This is a genomic window from Pararhizobium sp. DWP1-1-3, from assembly GCF_049896125.1.
Classification (GTDB): Bacteria; Pseudomonadota; Alphaproteobacteria; order Rhizobiales; family Rhizobiaceae; genus Pararhizobium.
Map to the genome: position 1 here is coordinate 1 of NZ_JAFCTR010000003.1, position 15,951 is coordinate 15,951.

Below are 15,951 nucleotides of genomic sequence, written 5' to 3' on the forward strand. Positions count from 1 at the left end.
GCGGCGCTCAGGACCGGGCAGGACTTCTATCTTCGGATTGTGACTAGTCATAATGGGCACATTACCTCGCACACTTGTTAAGTGGGAGATCGTGTCCGGATTTTTATGGGGCCATTACAGAGCCATCGGATGGCCTTCCAAGTTAAGAGTGGCGACGTCGTGAGAAGTATTTAGGCGCTTTATCTTATCTATGTAATTGACGTAATATCGCTGCTAACGATCTACTCTTTGGATAAGCCAATGCTTGACAGCGTGACTATCAACCAGCTTCGTACCTTCGTGGCCGTGTGTGATGCCGGGAGCTTTTCCGAGGCGGCGAAAAGCCTTCGTCGTGCGCAGTCTGCGGTCAGTCATGCCGTCTCCGCTTTGGAAACGGCGCTGTCTGTCGAACTTTTCGAACGCGATACGCGGCGCGCAACGCTAAGTCCCGCGGGCAAGAGTTTACTTCCTGACGCAAGGGCTGTGATCGCGCGCACCGAAGAGATGAAGACACGCGCCCGTTCGATCTTTAAGTCAGGCGCGCCGCAACTCTCGATCGCCGTCGATGTCTATTTTCCACGCAAACACTTGATCGCATGCCTGCAACAGATCAGCCTGGAATCGCCCACCGCGGTGGTGAACCTTCGAATGACGACGATGCAGGGCGGAGAGGCATTGGTTCTTGAAGGCGAATGCGTGTTCGCGATTACCGCCGCTGATGTTCCGGAGTTGAAACCGAGCGCGATCGAGAGGCACCGACTGTGCGATGCAGTCATGGTGACCGTCTGCGCCCCATCGCACCCACTCGCCAGTTTCGATGGTGCGGCGTCGCGGGACGAATTCGGCCGGCATGTCCAGATTGTCGTAACCGACAACCAGCCCAATGCTGAGAAATCGTCTGTGTCGGTCGCTGGCGAAAGGCGTTGGATGGTCAATGAATTGGGAGCAAAACACGACCTGCTCAAGGCTGGATTAGGCTGGGGACATATGCCAGAAGACCTCGTCGCCGACGATCTCGCCAATGGAACGCTCGTCGAGGTCGATCGGTATGCATGGCACCTTCGCCCATTAACATTCATGGTCTCGCGCAGAAGAGGCCATACGCCGTCTCAAACAGGACCAGTTAATCACCATGCTTTCTGGCGTAGATGTGATCGAACAACGAAGTTGACAAATTATAATCCGCGCGGTGTTCGCTCGAGCCATCAATGTAAGGCCATTGCTCTATCGTTGCCAGACAGCTCATGGCTTCCGCAACGAAGAATCGAACCCTGATCGAGCACCCTGCCCCTTGCCCGGATGCTGCCACTAACGGCCGAGATGTCCGACCATCTACGCCATGAGTATGGGTATCCCTGAAATCTACGCCTTGGTGCTAAAAACAGCCCGTTGATTTCATTGGCATCCCACGAACGTTAAGTCTTACCTTCCCACCGACGCGTAAAATGCTTTGATTCCGGAGTTGTGGATGGGTGGCAAAATTTTCGACATCATTCTTTATCTGTTCGTCGGTGCGCGGCCGTAGTCGCTATTTCGATCTCACTTAGCACATCGATCGCGAAGCTTTTCGGATGGCCTTGACTCTCCCTCAATCAAGAACATAATAGGAACATCCACGGCGGATGCGGAACGCCAATCTGAAATTTATGCACGTTTGATCCATTGCTCCGGCGATGGAAAAGGATAATCCATGCCTACGATCAGCGCCGCCGCGCATGATATCCAATTTTCCGGCCCGGTCGATGATATCGCCGCCGCCCTCGCCTTCCATAGTGGCGACGTGCGCGCCACCATTGGAACCCTTCTGGCTGACATTAAGGACTTTGTAGAGGAGAATGCTCATGCCTGACAATCTTGAATGTGTCGACCGGCAGTGGGAAAGCCGAAGTATCGCTTCGATATTGGTCGCCGAGGCAATCGACAGTTTGATGGCGCAAGGCCTGGGCGAGCACGACGCCATCAGTGCCCTTGAAGATGTTCTTCAGATTCGGCGCATCACCTTCAATATGCAGATCGCGCAGGATTGATGTGAGTCGCTACGACGAGATCAGGACGGAACTACTGGATATCCTGCAAGGGCTCGGAACTGAAGCTACAAGTCTTTACGGTGTGGGCGTTCCCATGGTTGGCAAGGGTTTCGGCGAGCACGAGATTGTTAACGCCCTGATAGCTTTGGATCAAGAGAAGCTCATAGAGCTGCTGCCGGGAAACCAGGTGCGGGTCCTACCCGGCCAAAGTCGTCAAATGAAAGATCGACCATGAGCGACGACAGGTCAAATGTTCACCCCAACTCTCCGGTGCATTTCGAGCACTGGTGCGGTCATGAGGGGTGCGTGAAGTGGGGATCGTTCGGGAAAGAGCGCGGCAGCGGAGAAACTGACTGGCGCTGCATCGAGCATTTGGCGACAGACTACTGGAATGGGCTGTCGGAGGCGCGGAACTGAGGGGGATGTCGTGGCGTATTAGCCAGCTGGGAAAATCCTCGCCGCCGCAAGGAGTTACCAAAACAACTTTCCTTTTGCTTCACGGAGGCGCATTTTGCCGCCCTCAATCGTAAATGGGGCCGGGCGACCTTGGACAAATTTCTCACGGGAAGGAGTGGACAGCGATGTCCCCGAAGATTGTACAACACGATTATCGATGGCTACCAACTTACTTCTCGCCCGACTATGATTTTGTAGGCTACGACGGCGAGAGAAAAATCGGAAGAGTGACGCTGGAGGGAAGGCTGGGCGCGGAAGGTGCGTGGCAGTGGTCAAACCGAACCCGAGATGACATCAGCCGGCTCGGGGTCCGCCAGGGTTATGCAGCATCCAAGGAACTTGCAGTCCAGGCGGTGGAGCATCTCGATCAAGAACCGCTGGACGCTGACACAGGGACGGTAACGAAATAAGCCAAGTCGCAGTCCACCCCGCGAAACCGGATGCGCGGGGTGGTGAGGTCGCGCCGCACTCACGGCCAAATCAATACCACTTTCGGTTTAGCTCAAGCATCCCTCATTCGGGGGATTAGTGAGATAGCCCTAAACTTTCACCGGATTGCCTTTGGATTGCTGCCGCCAGAGCGGCACGGCGCTCTTCGGGTAGCTTTAGAATGAAGGTATCCATATCTCGACCGAAGTTAGACCAAGCTTTGTCGCCCGCTTCCCCTCGTTCGATTACGCCGGCTGTCTCCAGATCGGTCCGATCCATATTGACGCGGGCAAGAGAAATCTGCAGCAAATCCGTGCCAGTGATCATCGACCTACCCCCTGCTGACTAAGGTTCCACGTTCCGTGAGTTGATTGTTGCGGCGCGAGGTCAGGCTCGGCGGCCTCTTCTTGTTCAAGCAACTTGTGATAGCCAGCCTCAATATCCTGTGCGATGCCATCTGCATCGTACAGATATCCGTCGGTTCCGCCGTCGGTCTCTATGATAGCAGCGATCGAGTTCATCACCACGCGGCCGAGGTGCTGCAAGGCGTCTCTGTGACGATCCGCGCCTGTATTCGCGAATTCCCGGTTGGCCTCATCCAAGGCCTGTCGCATGGCCTGGAACGACCCGTCGATATGGAGTTGCGCATTCATTGCATCACCCTCCTGTCATGGGATTGCGGAAACAGACTCCTTCAACGCAATACCCGTGGATTGGTTCATCTTACTATAGACAGAATGCTAAATGCCACAATTGATTCGCGTATTAACCGGAACAAACGTACTCTGCCCTCATGGGATCCGCGCTCATCGGGAGATCAATATGGCCGGACGTGCTCTTTGGAAGGGTTTTCTGAAGTTTGCCGAGATCAGTTGCCCTGTTGCGCTGCATAGCGCTGCGTCTACATCAGAGCGCGTGAGCTTCAACACCCTCAACCGAAAAACTGGCAACCGCGTGAAGCGCGAATATGTCGACATAAACACTTGGAAGGTCGTTGAAAAAGAGGATCAGATCAAAGGCTATGAGGTCGATGACAATCGCTACGTTTTGTTCGAGCCGGAAGAGCTGGCCGCAGCTGTCCCCCAGAGCGACAAGACGCTCCGAATTCAGTCCTACGTGCCGGTTGGCGAAATCGATGACCTTTACTTTGACAAGCCCTATTATCTCCTTCCCGATCGGATCGTCGAGGAAACGTTTGTTTTGATCCGCGACGCAATGCGGGAATCCAACGTCGGGGCACTTGCCCAGGCAGTGCTTTTTCGACGGCTTCGAACAGTTTTGATCCGCGCTCACGGCGATGGGCTTATCGCGACCACTCTGAACTTCGACTATCAGGTGCGCTCGGCGAAGGACGCATTCGCCGATATCCCGGCGTTGAAGATTGAGGGCGAGATGCTCGACTTGGCAAAGCACATTATCAAAACCAAGGCGGGCTTGTTCGATCCTCGAACCTTCGACGATCGATATGACGCCGCACTGGCCGAGCTCGTGAAGTCGAAGCTGGAAGGCAGGTCGGTTGCGGTGAAGAGACAGCCAAAGGTCGAGCCTTCAACCGACCTCATGGAAGCGCTACGCATGAGTGCTGGCTTTGGATCGGCGCGGGCAACCAAACCCCGGGCAGCTGCAGCAAAGCGGGCAACTCCGGCGGCACGGCCGGCTGCTCGCAAGAAGGCGGGCTAAGCCATGGCCGTCAAACCATACTGGAAAGGCTATCTGAAACTATCGTTGGTCACCTGCCCCGTTGCCCTATCTCCCGCCACCAGCGACAGCGAAAAGGTGCGCTTTCACACCATGAACCGTGCGACCGGCAATCGCGTTGCCTCTCGTTATGTCGATAGCCTCACCGGTAAGGAGGTTGATCCGGACGATGAGGTGAAAGGATACGAGCGCGGCGAAGGCGATTACATCGTTCTTGAGGAGGAAGAGCTGGACGCGGTGGCTCTTGAAAGCGTCCGGACTATTGAGATTGATCTATTCACCCCGCGCGACTCCATCGAGTGGATCTGGCTGGAGAAGCCGCACTACCTCGTTCCCAATGACAAGGTCGGGGAAGACGCTTTCGCCGTCATCCGCGACGCCATGCGCTCAGAGAATGTCGTCGGGATTTCCCGCCTGGTGTTCGGCCAGCGCGAGCGCGCTGTGATGCTTGAGCCACGTGACGACGGCATCGTCTTATGGACGCTGCGCTACGGCGATGAGGTGAGACCCGCGGAAGATTATTTCTCAAACATCAGGGCGCAACCCGAGGGCGGCCTTGCCCCTCTGATGAAACAGCTGATCAAACAGCAAACGAAGAAATGGTTACCAATCACGGATCCAATCCAGGATCGCTTGCTTGAGCTGATCGCTGAAAAGAAGAAGGCGATGAAAAAACCTGAGAAATCGGCTGTGAAGAAATCTCCGACCGGGCCCAAGGACAACGTCATCGACATCATGGCTGCGTTGAAGCAAAGCTTGGAAGAGAGCAAGCGGCGCAGCAGTTAACCCGGCGCGCCATGCTGTGGAACAAACGAGATCAAACTCCAGTTCTGCACGATTGGAGGACAAAAATGATTAATACGCCCAAATATCCGGTATCCCACGAGGATCGTCATCTGCTCTGTCAGGAAGAGGTTGAGGGATCCCTGCAAGATATACTCGATCGAGCAACGACCCATGGCTGGGGCACGATCGAGACGATCAACGCCATGGAAGAAGTTTTGAAAAATCTGCGCATTATGTACACGGATCATCCCAATCCCGACGAGGACGCGGCAGACAGCGGCGATGCTACCGATTTCGGTGCGTTCCCCTCAGCCGACAGGTTGGTCAAAGCATATGTGGATGAGAGCAAAAAATCATGACCCTTTATGCGTGGACGATTTCGAAACCCGGCCGACAGGATATCAAAAAGGTTAGCGATCTGGACGAACTTCGAGAGTATCTGCGCGTACTGGATCTTCCCGGCGTAGCGCCGCCAGAGTTCGTCTCGCTAGATGCCGAGGTGCATGATCACGGCACCTATACCCATAACGGGGGTAGTATGGACGAATGGTCGATGACGTGGACAAAGGTTGATGACGAGACTGAGGTTATCGATTGAGCCAAGTTCGGACAACATGAGGTGGCTCCCTACAGCTGTTGATCGACTTGAAGCCAACACATCATCAGTCCATATTGGGTCACAGAGCTCGCCCACAGGATTTGACCACGGATGTACTGGCACTTGCTCTGCGGCGACTGGGTAAGGTCGGTAAAAGGTGGCCTTTTTCTTTGACCGGCCCACTGCTCGGCCAGCGGTCGCACCTCGTGGTATGGTTAAGCCTCGGCATCGCCCCAGGACAGTGCCGAGGCTGCTATATGCCCGCATGGCAGAGACTGGCAATTTGAGTGGGAGCAATTGTTCGCCAGAAACTCGATTGCGACTGATCAGCCACCAGGGGAAACCGCCGAATCTGTTGGAGCAGGAACAAAAGGCCCGCCGTGGGTGCACAGCGGGCCAAAGGGTTAGGTGATAAAAATTGCCGCGCGTACTCGATACGGCATATTCATAACCTGGAAAATACGGGAAGGTTCCGCGACGTGCTTTTCACTCTCCCGTGCTAAGCAACACAAACTGTGATCGAGCGCTGACGTGGAGCAAGGTTGATGGCGAGACTGAGGTAATTGATTGACGCCATATCTGTTTACGTCCGTACGCCAACGAAGGCATTCAACGTGATGCGCGCCCGCGAAAAACAAACGCGATGCCTAGAGCAGCTGGCAAGCGACTGTGGGATGGGTTTGGCGGATGTTCCAAATAGACCGGTATTGGCAATGCCATTAGACGGGCTGGTTTTCCTTAACGCGCGCCAGTGACGTGGGAGATTTCACAATTCATTTGCCTGTTCGGACTTTCGTTGTGAATTAAGCGATATCCGGGCCGCTCGGCGGCTGCGCGTATTTTCGGGTTTACGGGCGATCAGGTCCTTTGGGGCCGGAGACAGACAGTCCGTTGCCAAAATTGTCAATGCAGGACACATCCGGAACCTCGGTCAAGAGATTTGGGATCGGCCGAGCTGCGGTGCACGGGAAGCTCTCCGGCGTCGGTTCCGCGCGAAGACCTTGACCTCGATGGCGTCTTCCTTTTCTGGAAATGAGCGTTCTGAAGACTTGGATACAAGATTGGCTCCTGAGCCGCGACCTTTCAGTCCCAAATGAAAAGAGAACGGTCAGGATCGACTAAAAACCGAGTTCGCTGAGCGCGGCATGATCACCAGGCCGGCGACCAAGCGGCCACTGAAAGCAACGGTCGTCGGCGCGGATAGGCAAGTCGTTGATGCAGGCATAGCGCTTTTGCATCAGGCCGCTGCCGTCAAACTCCCAATTCTCGTTCCCGAACGATCTGAACCAGTTCCCGCTGTCGTCGTGCCATTCATAGGCAAACCTTACGGCGATCCGAGTGTCGCTAAACGCCCAGAGTTCCTTGATCAAACGGTAGTCGAGCTCCCGCCGCCATTTTGCCGAAAGGAACGCGACGATCGCTTCCCTCCCGGTGACAAACTCCGCACGGTTCCGCCACTGGCTGTCCACGGTGTACGCTAACGCAACCCTAGCTGGGTCACGGCTGTTCCATCCGTCTTCGGCAAGCCGCACTTTCTCGACTGCGCTTTCGAACGTGAAAGGGGGAACTGGTGGTCGCGGAGCTTCGCTCATCTTCAAGGTCCTCCCAACTGGGCTCGCAACGTCGCGTTTTCTGTTTCCAATCGCTGCAGTCGCTCACGAAGAGGAGCGACTGCCTGTTCAACCTGCTGTTCGGTGTAGCGCGGGGTGATGTGCTGAGGGCAGTTCCAGTCGTACGCCTCAAGCCGAAGCCTGAAAATCGCCTCTGCTCGGCCTTTGTAGGTGGGATCGGACACGAGTTCGGTAAGGCTCTGGTCGGCGCCGAGCGTCAACCGCTCAACGTGGACATATATTTTGAGCCGAGCCCGTCGCACGTAGTCCATCAAAAATAGACAGGCCCGATCGTTGGCGGCGAAATTGCCGGCACTTATATATTGGCGATTCCCCCTGTAGTCGGCAAAGGCCAATGTTTGCTGATCGACGATCTTGAGGAAGCCGCCTTTTCCTCCACGATGTTGAACATACGGCCAGCCCGTTTCGGAGACGGATGCCATAAAAAAACTGTTACATGCCGCGATGAAGGCGACCTCCTCTTCTGTGAGAGCGTCTGGCCGGCTGTCAGAACCCAACCGGATCTGTTCCACACCCATGTCCGCCTGAGCGGCTCTGACGCTCGGCGTCACAGCAACCTCAAGGAAGCGATATGACATCATTAATCCCCTGTTCCGGCAAGCTCCCATCACTGTCTTACGGTGCGATCTATCTTGTTAAGCCCATTAGTTCTTGGCAATTTTAGCGTCCAGACCGCTGATCGCTTACGTCAGTCCTGCAGGGCCCAGTCCGCGACCTGCCAACGCATCTCCCCACGATCGGCGACAATACGGCCAAGGCCAGGGAAAGGCATGTGCGTGGCAGCGATGAGCGCACCCTCTGACGCGGCTAGCGGATAGAAGCGATCACGCATGGCTTTCGCAGCAGCACGGTCCTGTTCAAACAGGAAAAACACATCGGTCGCGGCCGGATGCACAACGGGAAAAATCATGTCCGAAACCATGATCATGCTCTTCCCGCCATCTTCGACCCGAACGCCGATATGACCGGGTGTGTGGCCGGTCAGGTCGACGATCGAAACACCCCTCATGATTTCGCGCTCTCTGTCGATCGCTTGGAGCCTCGGGTATAGCCGCACGACCTCCTCCGCCATCCTGAAGCTCGTCTGCAGGTAATCAGGTGCGCCGTTACGCTTGGCTGGATCGGTCCAGTGGGCGACGTCGCGACGATCGATAAAAAGATCGGCACCAGGGTAGTTGTTCTTGCCCCCCAGAACAAGCCCGCCCATGTGGTCTTGGTGCATATGCGTTACGATGACCGCGTCGATCTGCTCGGGTTGCAGTCCAAGCGCGGCGAGTGCCTGTGGCAACTGTCCCGTTTGCCCGATCGAACCTGCCGCACCGGCATCGATCAGGATCCGGCGCTCGCCATCCTCGATGAGATATTGGTTGAAGAGGAACCGGACCCCACTTGGCCGGGCGGTAAATTGTGCGGTTGCCGCTCTCTCGACCTCGGGCGCCGAGCGTCCCGGAAAGTAGTCATAAGGCATGTCGGCATAGCCGTCCGTCAGCGCCGTAACAGTAAACCTGCCGATGCGGATCTGCGCGAACGGGTTTACCGCAACAGGCGCCTTGGCAGCGACTTGCGTCGCCGCAAGGGCGGGGGAGCCGCCGAGCAGGCCTGGACCGAGGAGGCTTCCACCGATGAGGCCGAGAGGCAGGGCGCCAGCGAAAGCGCGACGTGAAAGTTGGGGCATGACATCTTCCTCCGTATCAGTAGCAGATGGTTCCTATGGCGACGCGAAGGCTATGACATCCACAAACAACTGGGTATCTTGGTATTGTGGAAACATTCTTCTCATTTAATGGAAGGCTTCGATGGATCGTTTTGACGCGATGGCGGTGCTATTGGTCGTGGTCGATGCCGGCAGTCTATCTGCCGGGGCACGGCGGCTGAATGCGCCGCTGGCCACGGTCAGCCGCAAGGTGGCCGATCTTGAAAGGCATCTTGGCGTTCGCTTGGTATTGCGCACCCGCCGCGGCCTTGCCTTGACGGATGAGGGACGCGCCTTTATCGCCGCGTCACGTCACATTCTCGAGGAACTGGACGCGGCGGAACGGCAGGCCAGCGGCGATTATGGAGCGCTGCGTGGCGGGCTGCACGTGACCGCGCCGATTGCCTTCGGCGAGCGCCATCTGCTGCCGATTGTGCTCGAGTTCCTCAAGGAACAACCCGATATCAGCATGCGGCTGACTCTCACTGATCGGCAGCTAAGTCTGACGGATGAGCACGTCGACGTAGCCCTACGGATCGGACACCTGCCGGACAGCGCGATTATTGCAACACGGGTTGGTACCGTCCGCCGGGTGATCTGCGCCAGCCCCGACTATCTCGCCCGCCGAGGAGTACCTCGTCAGCCGGAAGACCTCGCCTCGCATGATGGCATAAGCTTTCAGGGGTTCGCGACCGCCCCGGAGTGGCGATACCGCCGGGACGGCGCGGCCTTCGCCGTCGAACCACGCCTCAAACTCGCGGTCAACACGACAGAGGCTGCCATTCAGGCTGCGCTGGCCGGCATCGGCATTATTCGGGTGCTTTCTTACCAGATCAACGAACATTTGCATTCTGGCGCTCTGCAGGAATTGTTGGCGGAGTTCGCACCGGAGCCGCTGCCAGTAAATGTTATTCGCGGACCAGCCGATCCGCTGTCGCTGAAGGTGCGGCGCTTCCTTGACTGGATCGGCCCGCGCCTGCGCGCGCGGATGTCATTTTAGCGTTCCGCCTATTAGACGCGCCTCCGTCAATGGCGGTCCGGCTCACTGGTAGTCGATCGTCCTGCATTGACGATCGCATGCCCTCGCGGATCGGAAAGGACATCCGCCACCGGCGAGTTAACTTACGCGTTGGTGCACAGGCGACGTCACGCCGCAGCCAGGCCGATGCCTGCTCGCCGGCAGTCCGATGATTTGCCTTTATGGCTGATATGACGGCGCAATGCAGCCGTTGGTTTTGCTCTTCGCGCCGAGCGTGATCACTTGCCAAAGCGTGGTTCAACGCTTCCAGCACTTCATGATCGCGCGGTCATGTCCTAAGCTTCCATGGCCACATCGTAGATCCCCTGGCGCCCACGCCCGATCGTTTCTCCGATGCCTTCGTCACCGACGATAAGTGAAAGCCCGGACACATTGCCAAGTCGGGAAACTCAGATCACCCGAAGCTGACTTCAAGCGTGATTGGAACCGCTGCCAATGCTTTCGAAACCGGGCATCCGGCCTTTGCTCTGTTCGCAAGGTCATTGAACGCCGCTTCATCGGTTCCAGGAACCTTGGCGATGAGCTTTAAGTTAATCGCGGTGATGGCAAAGCCACCGTCGACGCTTTCAAGCGTCACCGCGGCGGTGGTATCCAATCTTTCCGCCGTAAGGCCTGCCTCTCCAAGTATCAGAGAAAGTGCCATGGTGAAGCATCCGGCATGAGCCGCACCGATGAGTTCCTCTGGATTTGTTCCAGCGATACCCTCGAAGCGACTTGCGAATCCATATGGGTAGGAATTAAGTGCACCGCTCTTGGTAGAGATAGCACCCTTCCCGTCCTTCAGGCCTCCAGTCCAATGTGCTGAAGCTGTGCGTTCGATTTTCATTTCCGTTTTCCTATCTTTGGTTGGGCTTGCTCTTTAGTTTTGGAAATTGTTGCGATGGGCGGAGGCGAAGGATTTTCATCCAGCAACTTGCGGATAGCCATGATGCCTTTGGCGGCGTCGGACCAGCTTTGCCGCCAAATCAGGAGCCCGACGCCGCAAATCGTGGCAACGATGAAAGCAATCGGTCCAAGGAACCATAGAGCCGCGATGACGGTGAAATAGTAGGAACGAACGCCAACACTGAAAGACCGCAGTGCTGGATTGACGACCAGGGTCAGCGCTTCCGTCCACGCTTCGATGTCGCGTTGTTCCTCCCTTGAGGGGCTCGCACCGATGGCGGCAAGACAATAGTTGATTTGGCGGACGGCCCAGATGAAATCCGACAATCCGCGCAGCAAGGTTGTCATGACGAGTACGACTTTGCATTGAAACAACCAGGTCGGACCGGCATCCGTAAACTTGGCAATGATACCGGTATCTACGCCAAGATTGGGCTCCCTGAACAGCGCGCTGCTCATTCCGACTATGACGATCAGGTTGGCGGATCCAAAAAATGAGGCCGAATTGATGGTATGGCCAAGGATCGCGGCGTCACCGATGAAGTTGTTATCGCGTGTCAGGACTTCGCGCATCCAGGCTTTGCGCACACGTGCCATGTCGAGAAGGAGGCTGTTTGTCCGACGAGGCCAGCCGACCGCCATCATAGGCTCTATTCCGATCCAGGCGATCAGGAAGAAGACGATCGCAATCCAATCCAGATATTCCACGAACTGCCTCCTACATTTCCGAGACAGTAGAAGGTTCGATTGGGTTCTCGTCAACGGATCAGTTGGAATCCCGCGGCGAACGACCGCACATTGCGCTCCGAAACAATCGTGCTGGATGGTTGGCGACCACCCTTCACTTGGCACTTGCGTCGACGGCTTGCGCGCCCAATGCGGTTCTACCTCTTGGCCCAGTATTGCAGGGACGCAGGTATTGGCTGAAGCGGCAGAGAAGATCCGCCCTATCGGATTGAGGTTGTCAGCGAGACTTTCGCCTGCCAGGGGCTCGACGAGCATCAGAACGCCATCCAGCTTCAGGGATTTGGCGACATGGCGAGTGGCTCCGACCGGGTCGCCCATGCCATGGAGCGCGTCGAACATGGTGACGAGATCAAAACCGGAGAGTTGGAAGTCTTGAGCTCTTGCTGTCTGGAACTGCACACTGGCCAATCCCTTGGTATGTTGCTTCGCATGTTCGATTAAATGGGCGTGAAAATCGATGCCGATGAAACGCGAGTTGGGAAACGCTTCTGCCATGATCAGGGTCGACGAGCCAAAGCACAGCCGACATCCGCAACCAAAGCACTGCGCTCAAGCTCTTCGACGACGCCCTCAAACGATGGGAGCCAGTTTTTTTTCAACGAGATTGGCCTTGTAGCCAAGCCAGAAGAAGCGATCTGTGCGACAAAACATGCAGTTGCAGCGATCAGTTCATGAAAAACCTCCGCCATAACGAAAGGCGTAGGTAGTTTCCTGCGATCCGTATGTACCGCTTCCAGCGCCATGTATCCGCCGATCATGTTGACTGGGCTCTCATCGATCGCGAAGACCGCCCCTTGTTCGGGCGAGAGCTCAAACCTGGCCGTTGACGTGTCGTTGCCCATGAACCCGGATGCAGCTAACCTCCTGAACATACCTCATTACCGACATTCGTGATTCCCTAACAGAATGGCTGCTTGTGGTGACCGAAATGAAGGCGCTATGCCGCCTCTGACGCTCGGCGTCGATTTTGAACGATGATAGCGACCTCGGACGAGTGGCGTGTGCCCCATTCGCGCAACGGGGCGAGAACTCTGGCTAGCCTGTGGCCAAAGTCAGTCAGCTCGTACTCAACGTGAGGCGGGAGCCGAAGTTGCACCGAGTATGGGGCGACGACAATAGTCTTAATCGGTATCAGGTAGCAACTGACACTGGCCATCCTGCCCCTGGCGGTAATGACTTCAAGAGCTAGCGAAACTTGCTAAACATTTGGCAGATGACTAGCAAAAAGCGACAAGTGGTTACGACCAGAAGCTTTGTCTGAAATGCCGGACATGTGCAACTAGGTCACGGTCCAACTAGCTGTACAGTCAGAAGGGATCTTCACCGCGCAGGTGTCGGGTCGGAGATTGCCCCGACCCACCACTGCACTCTCGGATCCTCACCCTAGTCGCCGGGATCGACATCTTGAGTTTTGATCCTTTATGGGATGGACACCTCAGATTTGAGCGGAACCGCCGTCGACAAAAAGTTCGATACCGTTGACATAGCTACTTTCATCGGATGCCAGGAAAAGCGCACCAGCCGCGATCTCTTCGGGTTGGCCAATACGGCCAACTGTCGTCCGTCCTGCCAAAAATTCCGTGAATGCTTTGTCTTCCTCGGAATTGGTTGCGAGGCCGTGAAGGCCTGGCGTTGAAGTCGCGCCGGGGGTCAGTACATTGATGCGGATTCCGCTGCCCTTGATGTCAAGTATCCAATTGCGAGCGAAGCTCCGGATAGCTGCCTTTGTAGCGGCATACACGCTGAATGACGGCGTGCCTTCGCTAGCGGTCGTCGAACCTGTCAGAACGATGGAGCCGCCAGCGCTCATGAGCGGGAGCGCTTTCTGAACCGTGAAAAGCGTACCCTTTACATTGACGTCGAACGTCTTGGAAAAGTGCGCCTCGGTAATGTCTGGGAGGGCTGCAAATTCACCCGAACCTGCATTAGCGAAAAGGATATCGAGACGCCCTTTCTGCTTTTTGACCAAAGCAAATAGTCGGTCGAGATCGTCCAGTGATGAAACGTCCCCACAGAAACCAATCGCGGTTCCGCCAATTTCCTTTACGGCATTGTCAAGTTCGGCCTGTCGCCTTCCCGTGATAATCACTTCGGCGCCCTCAGTGGCAAACCGCTTCGCCGTCGCCAAGCCAATACCACTGTTACCGCCGGTGATAACGGCAATTTTTCCAGCAAGCTGTCCCATGAACGTTCCTTTTAGCTTACGTTGGCTATGAGGCCATGCGGAGACGTCCGATCGCCCGAGCCAAGGCCCTATCGCCACTCACATGAATGGTATTGGCTAGATGCGTATTGTTTGCCGGATTGATTAGGCTTCTCATCGTGGGATCAGTTTTCACGGGCGTGAAAAATCGATGCGGATTTTTCGATTGGAGGGGTGGCAGTTTCGCTTTTCAGTGGGACTTGGCCTCGTCCACCGGCTGGAGCCGCCATCAGCAAGCGATGGCGGCCTCACACGCAGATACTTTTAAATTTCAAGATTCGCAAAGGTTCGGGATAGCCAATCAATGAACACACGGAGCCTGACGCTGACATGCCTATTCGGGGTATATACCAAGTAGTAGGGCCGGACATCCGAGAGCCATTCCTCCAAAATTTGCGATAACTTGCCCTCCTGCAGGTGCTGGCTCACCATGTGAAGAGGTACCTGGATGACGCCAAGGCCTGCCAGCCCGGCGGAAACATATGCTCCACCCTCAGCGACGGCTATGCGCTGGTTACACCTGATAACTTCCTTTTGCCCATCCTTAGAGAAGTCGAAAGGGAAGTAGGCCCCAGTATGGGCGTTCATGTAAGCGACCCCTACATGGAACTGTTCCAAATCACGCGGAGTCTTGGGTGTCCCGACCCTCGACAAGTAAGCAGGGGACGCGCACGTGACTATTTTTTGGTCCGCGAGGTGACGGACGATCAAGGAAGGGTCTGTCAGCGCCCCTGCCCGGACAACGCAGTCGATACCGTCACCGATCAAATCTGCCTGGGCATCTGAAATCTTTAACTCGACGACAATGTCGGGATAATCGGAGAGAAACTCGGCAATCGCGGGAATGACGATGGACTGAGCGGTGGCAGAAGCCATCTCGACCCTGATTCTTCCCAAGGGCCTCGACTGCACCGACGAGACGCTGCCATTCAGTTCATCGAAGTCGCTCAAAAGCGGAAGTAGTCGGTCATAATAACGTTCACCATCAGGCGTGACGACTACTCGCCGCGTCGTGCGGTTTAGAAGTTTCATCTTCAGCTCGCTCTCAAGCGTCTGAACGAGTTTGGTGAGGGTCGAGTTCGGAATGTTCATTGTGTGAGCAGCTTTGGTGAAGCTGCCAGATTGTACCACTCGCGCAAACGCTCGCATTGCGAGGAGATTATCCATTAAAGGTCACCGCGATATTTGATCACTGAAAAACGGGGGGAAATCCGTTGTCGCTACAGACCCCTACGTCAACGCGCGTCATTAGTCACTCGCTGGGTTTTCGGCTAGCAACCCGTTCGTTCAGCATGTTCCCCTTAGCGCTCATCTGTCGGGCCCCTTCATGGCCAGTCACTCGACAACGGCGCCCTTTGTCTCGTTCGACTAGCAAGCCAGCCCTCAGGGTCAAGGCTGCTCGCGCATCCCCGGCGTCGCCTCGCGCTGATCAGCATCTATCAGATCAGTTGCAACGATGAATGCGTCGGTGTGCTCGCGCGCGGCTTCCCGTAGCGCCGCGAGATTGGGAATGTCATCTCCCTCGAGAATGTCAAACCCGTGCATCACCTCATGCTCCGCTTGCAGCCAATGTTCATCATGGCGGTTGTCCGGGCTACCCTCGGCTTCCCATATCCGGTAGGCGCGGCGCTTAATTCGCTCGGCGGCTTCTTCCGCTGAGCCGAGCTCTCTTTGTGTAAATTTACCGGACTTCGTTCCGGCTCGCGATGTCCGAATACCCTTAGCCATCGAGCTTCTCCTTCTGATGCAGGCCTTCCTAACAATCGTACTTCAGTTAAAG

Annotated in this window: 20 protein-coding genes and 2 pseudogenes; 8 read left to right on the forward strand and 14 right to left on the reverse strand. The window is 56.0% G+C overall.

Going from position 1 to position 15,951, the window contains the following annotated elements:
- The first annotated feature begins 240 nt into the window (after positions 1-240).
- On the forward strand, positions 241-1,254 hold the full coding sequence (locus ACP7BS_RS07945; protein WP_426237493.1) for a LysR family transcriptional regulator: 1,014 nt from the start codon (positions 241-243) through the stop codon (positions 1,252-1,254).
- 313 nt (positions 1,255-1,567) lie between these two features.
- Here the strand turns inward: ACP7BS_RS07945 and ACP7BS_RS07950 are convergent, their stop codons facing one another.
- Complete coding sequence (locus ACP7BS_RS07950) at positions 1,568-1,822, reverse strand: hypothetical protein (RefSeq protein WP_426237495.1); 255 nt, start codon at positions 1,820-1,822, stop codon at positions 1,568-1,570.
- Here ACP7BS_RS07950 and ACP7BS_RS07955 point away from each other — a divergent pair.
- Entirely contained in the window at positions 1,821-2,006 is a 186-nt protein-coding gene (locus ACP7BS_RS07955; protein WP_426231971.1) for a hypothetical protein, read from the forward strand. The two genes, ACP7BS_RS07950 and ACP7BS_RS07955, sit on opposite strands and share 2 nt — an antisense overlap.
- A 581-nt stretch (positions 2,007-2,587) precedes the next feature.
- On the forward strand, positions 2,588-2,872 hold the full coding sequence (locus ACP7BS_RS07960; protein ID WP_426231973.1) for a hypothetical protein: 285 nt from the start codon (positions 2,588-2,590) through the stop codon (positions 2,870-2,872).
- Positions 2,873-2,987: 115 nt separating this feature from the next.
- On the opposite strand, the gene ACP7BS_RS07965 is transcribed toward ACP7BS_RS07960, so the two are convergent.
- Together ACP7BS_RS07965 and ACP7BS_RS07970 are read right to left on the reverse strand one after the other, a co-directional pair.
- A complete protein-coding gene (locus tag ACP7BS_RS07965; RefSeq protein WP_426231974.1) occupies positions 2,988-3,218 on the reverse strand; it encodes a hypothetical protein in 231 nt (76 codons plus the stop codon).
- On the reverse strand, positions 3,215-3,544 hold the full coding sequence (locus tag ACP7BS_RS07970) for a hypothetical protein (RefSeq protein ID WP_426231975.1): 330 nt from the start codon (positions 3,542-3,544) through the stop codon (positions 3,215-3,217). The genes ACP7BS_RS07965 and ACP7BS_RS07970 overlap by 4 nt, the downstream gene beginning before the upstream one ends.
- Before the next feature lie 169 nt (positions 3,545-3,713).
- On the opposite strand from ACP7BS_RS07970, the gene ACP7BS_RS07975 reads away from it, so the two are divergent.
- The 4 genes from ACP7BS_RS07975 to ACP7BS_RS07990 all read left to right on the forward strand — a co-directional run bounded on the left by ACP7BS_RS07975 (position 3,714) and on the right by ACP7BS_RS07990 (position 5,973).
- Positions 3,714-4,571, forward strand: a complete 858-nt coding sequence (locus ACP7BS_RS07975; protein ID WP_426237497.1) for a Ku protein — start codon at positions 3,714-3,716, stop codon at positions 4,569-4,571.
- Between the two features lie 3 nt (positions 4,572-4,574).
- On the forward strand, positions 4,575-5,375 hold the full coding sequence (locus tag ACP7BS_RS07980; protein WP_426237499.1) for a Ku protein: 801 nt from the start codon (positions 4,575-4,577) through the stop codon (positions 5,373-5,375).
- A 65-nt stretch (positions 5,376-5,440) separates the two neighbouring features.
- Positions 5,441-5,734: a hypothetical protein gene (locus tag ACP7BS_RS07985; protein WP_426231978.1), complete on the forward strand. Its 294-nt coding sequence runs from the start codon at positions 5,441-5,443 to the stop codon at positions 5,732-5,734.
- On the forward strand, positions 5,731-5,973 hold the full coding sequence (locus ACP7BS_RS07990; RefSeq protein ID WP_426237501.1) for a hypothetical protein: 243 nt from the start codon (positions 5,731-5,733) through the stop codon (positions 5,971-5,973). The genes ACP7BS_RS07985 and ACP7BS_RS07990 overlap by 4 nt, the downstream gene beginning before the upstream one ends.
- A gap of 1,118 nt (positions 5,974-7,091) precedes the next feature.
- On the opposite strand, the gene ACP7BS_RS07995 is transcribed toward ACP7BS_RS07990, so the two are convergent.
- The 3 genes from ACP7BS_RS07995 to ACP7BS_RS08005 form a co-directional block, all read right to left on the reverse strand.
- Positions 7,092-7,565 carry a DUF1348 family protein gene (locus ACP7BS_RS07995; RefSeq protein WP_426237503.1) on the reverse strand — a complete coding sequence of 158 codons (474 nt, stop codon included), beginning with the start codon at positions 7,563-7,565 and terminating at the stop codon, positions 7,092-7,094.
- 2 nt (positions 7,566-7,567) lie between these two features.
- A complete protein-coding gene (locus tag ACP7BS_RS08000; protein ID WP_426237505.1) occupies positions 7,568-8,182 on the reverse strand; it encodes a pyridoxamine 5'-phosphate oxidase family protein in 615 nt (204 codons plus the stop codon).
- Positions 8,183-8,292: 110 nt separating this feature from the next.
- On the reverse strand, positions 8,293-9,279 hold the full coding sequence (locus tag ACP7BS_RS08005; RefSeq protein ID WP_426237507.1) for an MBL fold metallo-hydrolase: 987 nt from the start codon (positions 9,277-9,279) through the stop codon (positions 8,293-8,295).
- 121 nt (positions 9,280-9,400) lie between these two features.
- Between ACP7BS_RS08005 and ACP7BS_RS08010 the strand changes: the two genes are divergently transcribed.
- Positions 9,401-10,297 (forward strand): LysR family transcriptional regulator, encoded by an 897-nt coding sequence (locus tag ACP7BS_RS08010; protein ID WP_426231982.1) that lies wholly within the window; start codon positions 9,401-9,403, stop codon positions 10,295-10,297.
- 433 nt (positions 10,298-10,730) lie between these two features.
- On the opposite strand, the gene ACP7BS_RS08015 is transcribed toward ACP7BS_RS08010, so the two are convergent.
- The 8 genes and pseudogenes from ACP7BS_RS08015 to ACP7BS_RS08050 form a co-directional block, all read right to left on the reverse strand.
- Positions 10,731-11,162, reverse strand: a complete 432-nt coding sequence (locus ACP7BS_RS08015; RefSeq protein WP_426237509.1) for an OsmC family protein — start codon at positions 11,160-11,162, stop codon at positions 10,731-10,733.
- A gap of 77 nt (positions 11,163-11,239) precedes the next feature.
- Positions 11,240-11,920 (reverse strand): annotated as a pseudogene (locus ACP7BS_RS08020) (DUF599 domain-containing protein); the annotation flags it as partial.
- 345 nt (positions 11,921-12,265) lie between these two features.
- Positions 12,266-12,463, reverse strand: a pseudogene (locus ACP7BS_RS08025) (class I SAM-dependent methyltransferase); the annotation flags it as partial.
- A 2-nt stretch (positions 12,464-12,465) separates the two neighbouring features.
- Complete coding sequence (locus ACP7BS_RS08030) at positions 12,466-12,810, reverse strand: hypothetical protein (protein WP_426237511.1); 345 nt, start codon at positions 12,808-12,810, stop codon at positions 12,466-12,468.
- Between the two features lie 95 nt (positions 12,811-12,905).
- Positions 12,906-13,124, reverse strand: coding sequence for a winged helix-turn-helix transcriptional regulator (locus ACP7BS_RS08035; RefSeq protein WP_426237513.1), 219 nt, complete (start codon positions 13,122-13,124; stop codon positions 12,906-12,908).
- A gap of 279 nt (positions 13,125-13,403) precedes the next feature.
- Positions 13,404-14,153, reverse strand: a complete 750-nt coding sequence (locus ACP7BS_RS08040; RefSeq protein ID WP_426237515.1) for an SDR family NAD(P)-dependent oxidoreductase — start codon at positions 14,151-14,153, stop codon at positions 13,404-13,406.
- Between the two features lie 282 nt (positions 14,154-14,435).
- Complete coding sequence (locus ACP7BS_RS08045; protein ID WP_426237517.1) at positions 14,436-15,338, reverse strand: LysR substrate-binding domain-containing protein; 903 nt, start codon at positions 15,336-15,338, stop codon at positions 14,436-14,438.
- A 222-nt stretch (positions 15,339-15,560) separates the two neighbouring features.
- Positions 15,561-15,899, reverse strand: a complete 339-nt coding sequence (locus ACP7BS_RS08050; protein ID WP_426231988.1) for a DUF2934 domain-containing protein — start codon at positions 15,897-15,899, stop codon at positions 15,561-15,563.
- Positions 15,900-15,951 lie beyond the last annotated feature (52 nt).

Bases quoted from the DNA above. Each gene is read 5' to 3' on its own strand.
- ACP7BS_RS08050 (WP_426231988.1), bottom strand. From the start codon at position 15,899: ATGGCTAAGGGTATTCGGACATCGCGAGCCGGAACGAAGTCCGGTAAA.
- ACP7BS_RS08015 (WP_426237509.1), bottom strand. From the start codon at position 11,162: ATGAAAATCGAACGCACAGCTTCAGCACATTGGACTGGAGGCCTGAAG.
- ACP7BS_RS07945 (WP_426237493.1), top strand. From the start codon at position 241: ATGCTTGACAGCGTGACTATCAACCAGCTTCGTACCTTCGTGGCCGTG.
- ACP7BS_RS08000 (WP_426237505.1), bottom strand. From the start codon at position 8,182: ATGTCATATCGCTTCCTTGAGGTTGCTGTGACGCCGAGCGTCAGAGCC.
- ACP7BS_RS08010 (WP_426231982.1), top strand. From the start codon at position 9,401: ATGGATCGTTTTGACGCGATGGCGGTGCTATTGGTCGTGGTCGATGCC.
- ACP7BS_RS07975 (WP_426237497.1), top strand. From the start codon at position 3,714: ATGGCCGGACGTGCTCTTTGGAAGGGTTTTCTGAAGTTTGCCGAGATC.
- ACP7BS_RS07955 (WP_426231971.1), top strand. From the start codon at position 1,821: ATGCCTGACAATCTTGAATGTGTCGACCGGCAGTGGGAAAGCCGAAGT.
- ACP7BS_RS07965 (WP_426231974.1), bottom strand. From the start codon at position 3,218: ATGATCACTGGCACGGATTTGCTGCAGATTTCTCTTGCCCGCGTCAAT.
- ACP7BS_RS08030 (WP_426237511.1), bottom strand. From the start codon at position 12,810: ATGGGCAACGACACGTCAACGGCCAGGTTTGAGCTCTCGCCCGAACAA.
- ACP7BS_RS07970 (WP_426231975.1), bottom strand. From the start codon at position 3,544: ATGAATGCGCAACTCCATATCGACGGGTCGTTCCAGGCCATGCGACAG.
- ACP7BS_RS08035 (WP_426237513.1), bottom strand. From the start codon at position 13,124: ATGGCCAGTGTCAGTTGCTACCTGATACCGATTAAGACTATTGTCGTC.
- ACP7BS_RS08040 (WP_426237515.1), bottom strand. From the start codon at position 14,153: ATGGGACAGCTTGCTGGAAAAATTGCCGTTATCACCGGCGGTAACAGT.
- ACP7BS_RS07950 (WP_426237495.1), bottom strand. From the start codon at position 1,822: ATGAGCATTCTCCTCTACAAAGTCCTTAATGTCAGCCAGAAGGGTTCC.
- ACP7BS_RS07990 (WP_426237501.1), top strand. From the start codon at position 5,731: ATGACCCTTTATGCGTGGACGATTTCGAAACCCGGCCGACAGGATATC.
- ACP7BS_RS07980 (WP_426237499.1), top strand. From the start codon at position 4,575: ATGGCCGTCAAACCATACTGGAAAGGCTATCTGAAACTATCGTTGGTC.
- ACP7BS_RS08045 (WP_426237517.1), bottom strand. From the start codon at position 15,338: ATGGATAATCTCCTCGCAATGCGAGCGTTTGCGCGAGTGGTACAATCT.
- ACP7BS_RS07995 (WP_426237503.1), bottom strand. From the start codon at position 7,565: ATGAGCGAAGCTCCGCGACCACCAGTTCCCCCTTTCACGTTCGAAAGC.
- ACP7BS_RS07960 (WP_426231973.1), top strand. From the start codon at position 2,588: ATGTCCCCGAAGATTGTACAACACGATTATCGATGGCTACCAACTTAC.
- ACP7BS_RS08005 (WP_426237507.1), bottom strand. From the start codon at position 9,279: ATGCCCCAACTTTCACGTCGCGCTTTCGCTGGCGCCCTGCCTCTCGGC.
- ACP7BS_RS07985 (WP_426231978.1), top strand. From the start codon at position 5,441: ATGATTAATACGCCCAAATATCCGGTATCCCACGAGGATCGTCATCTG.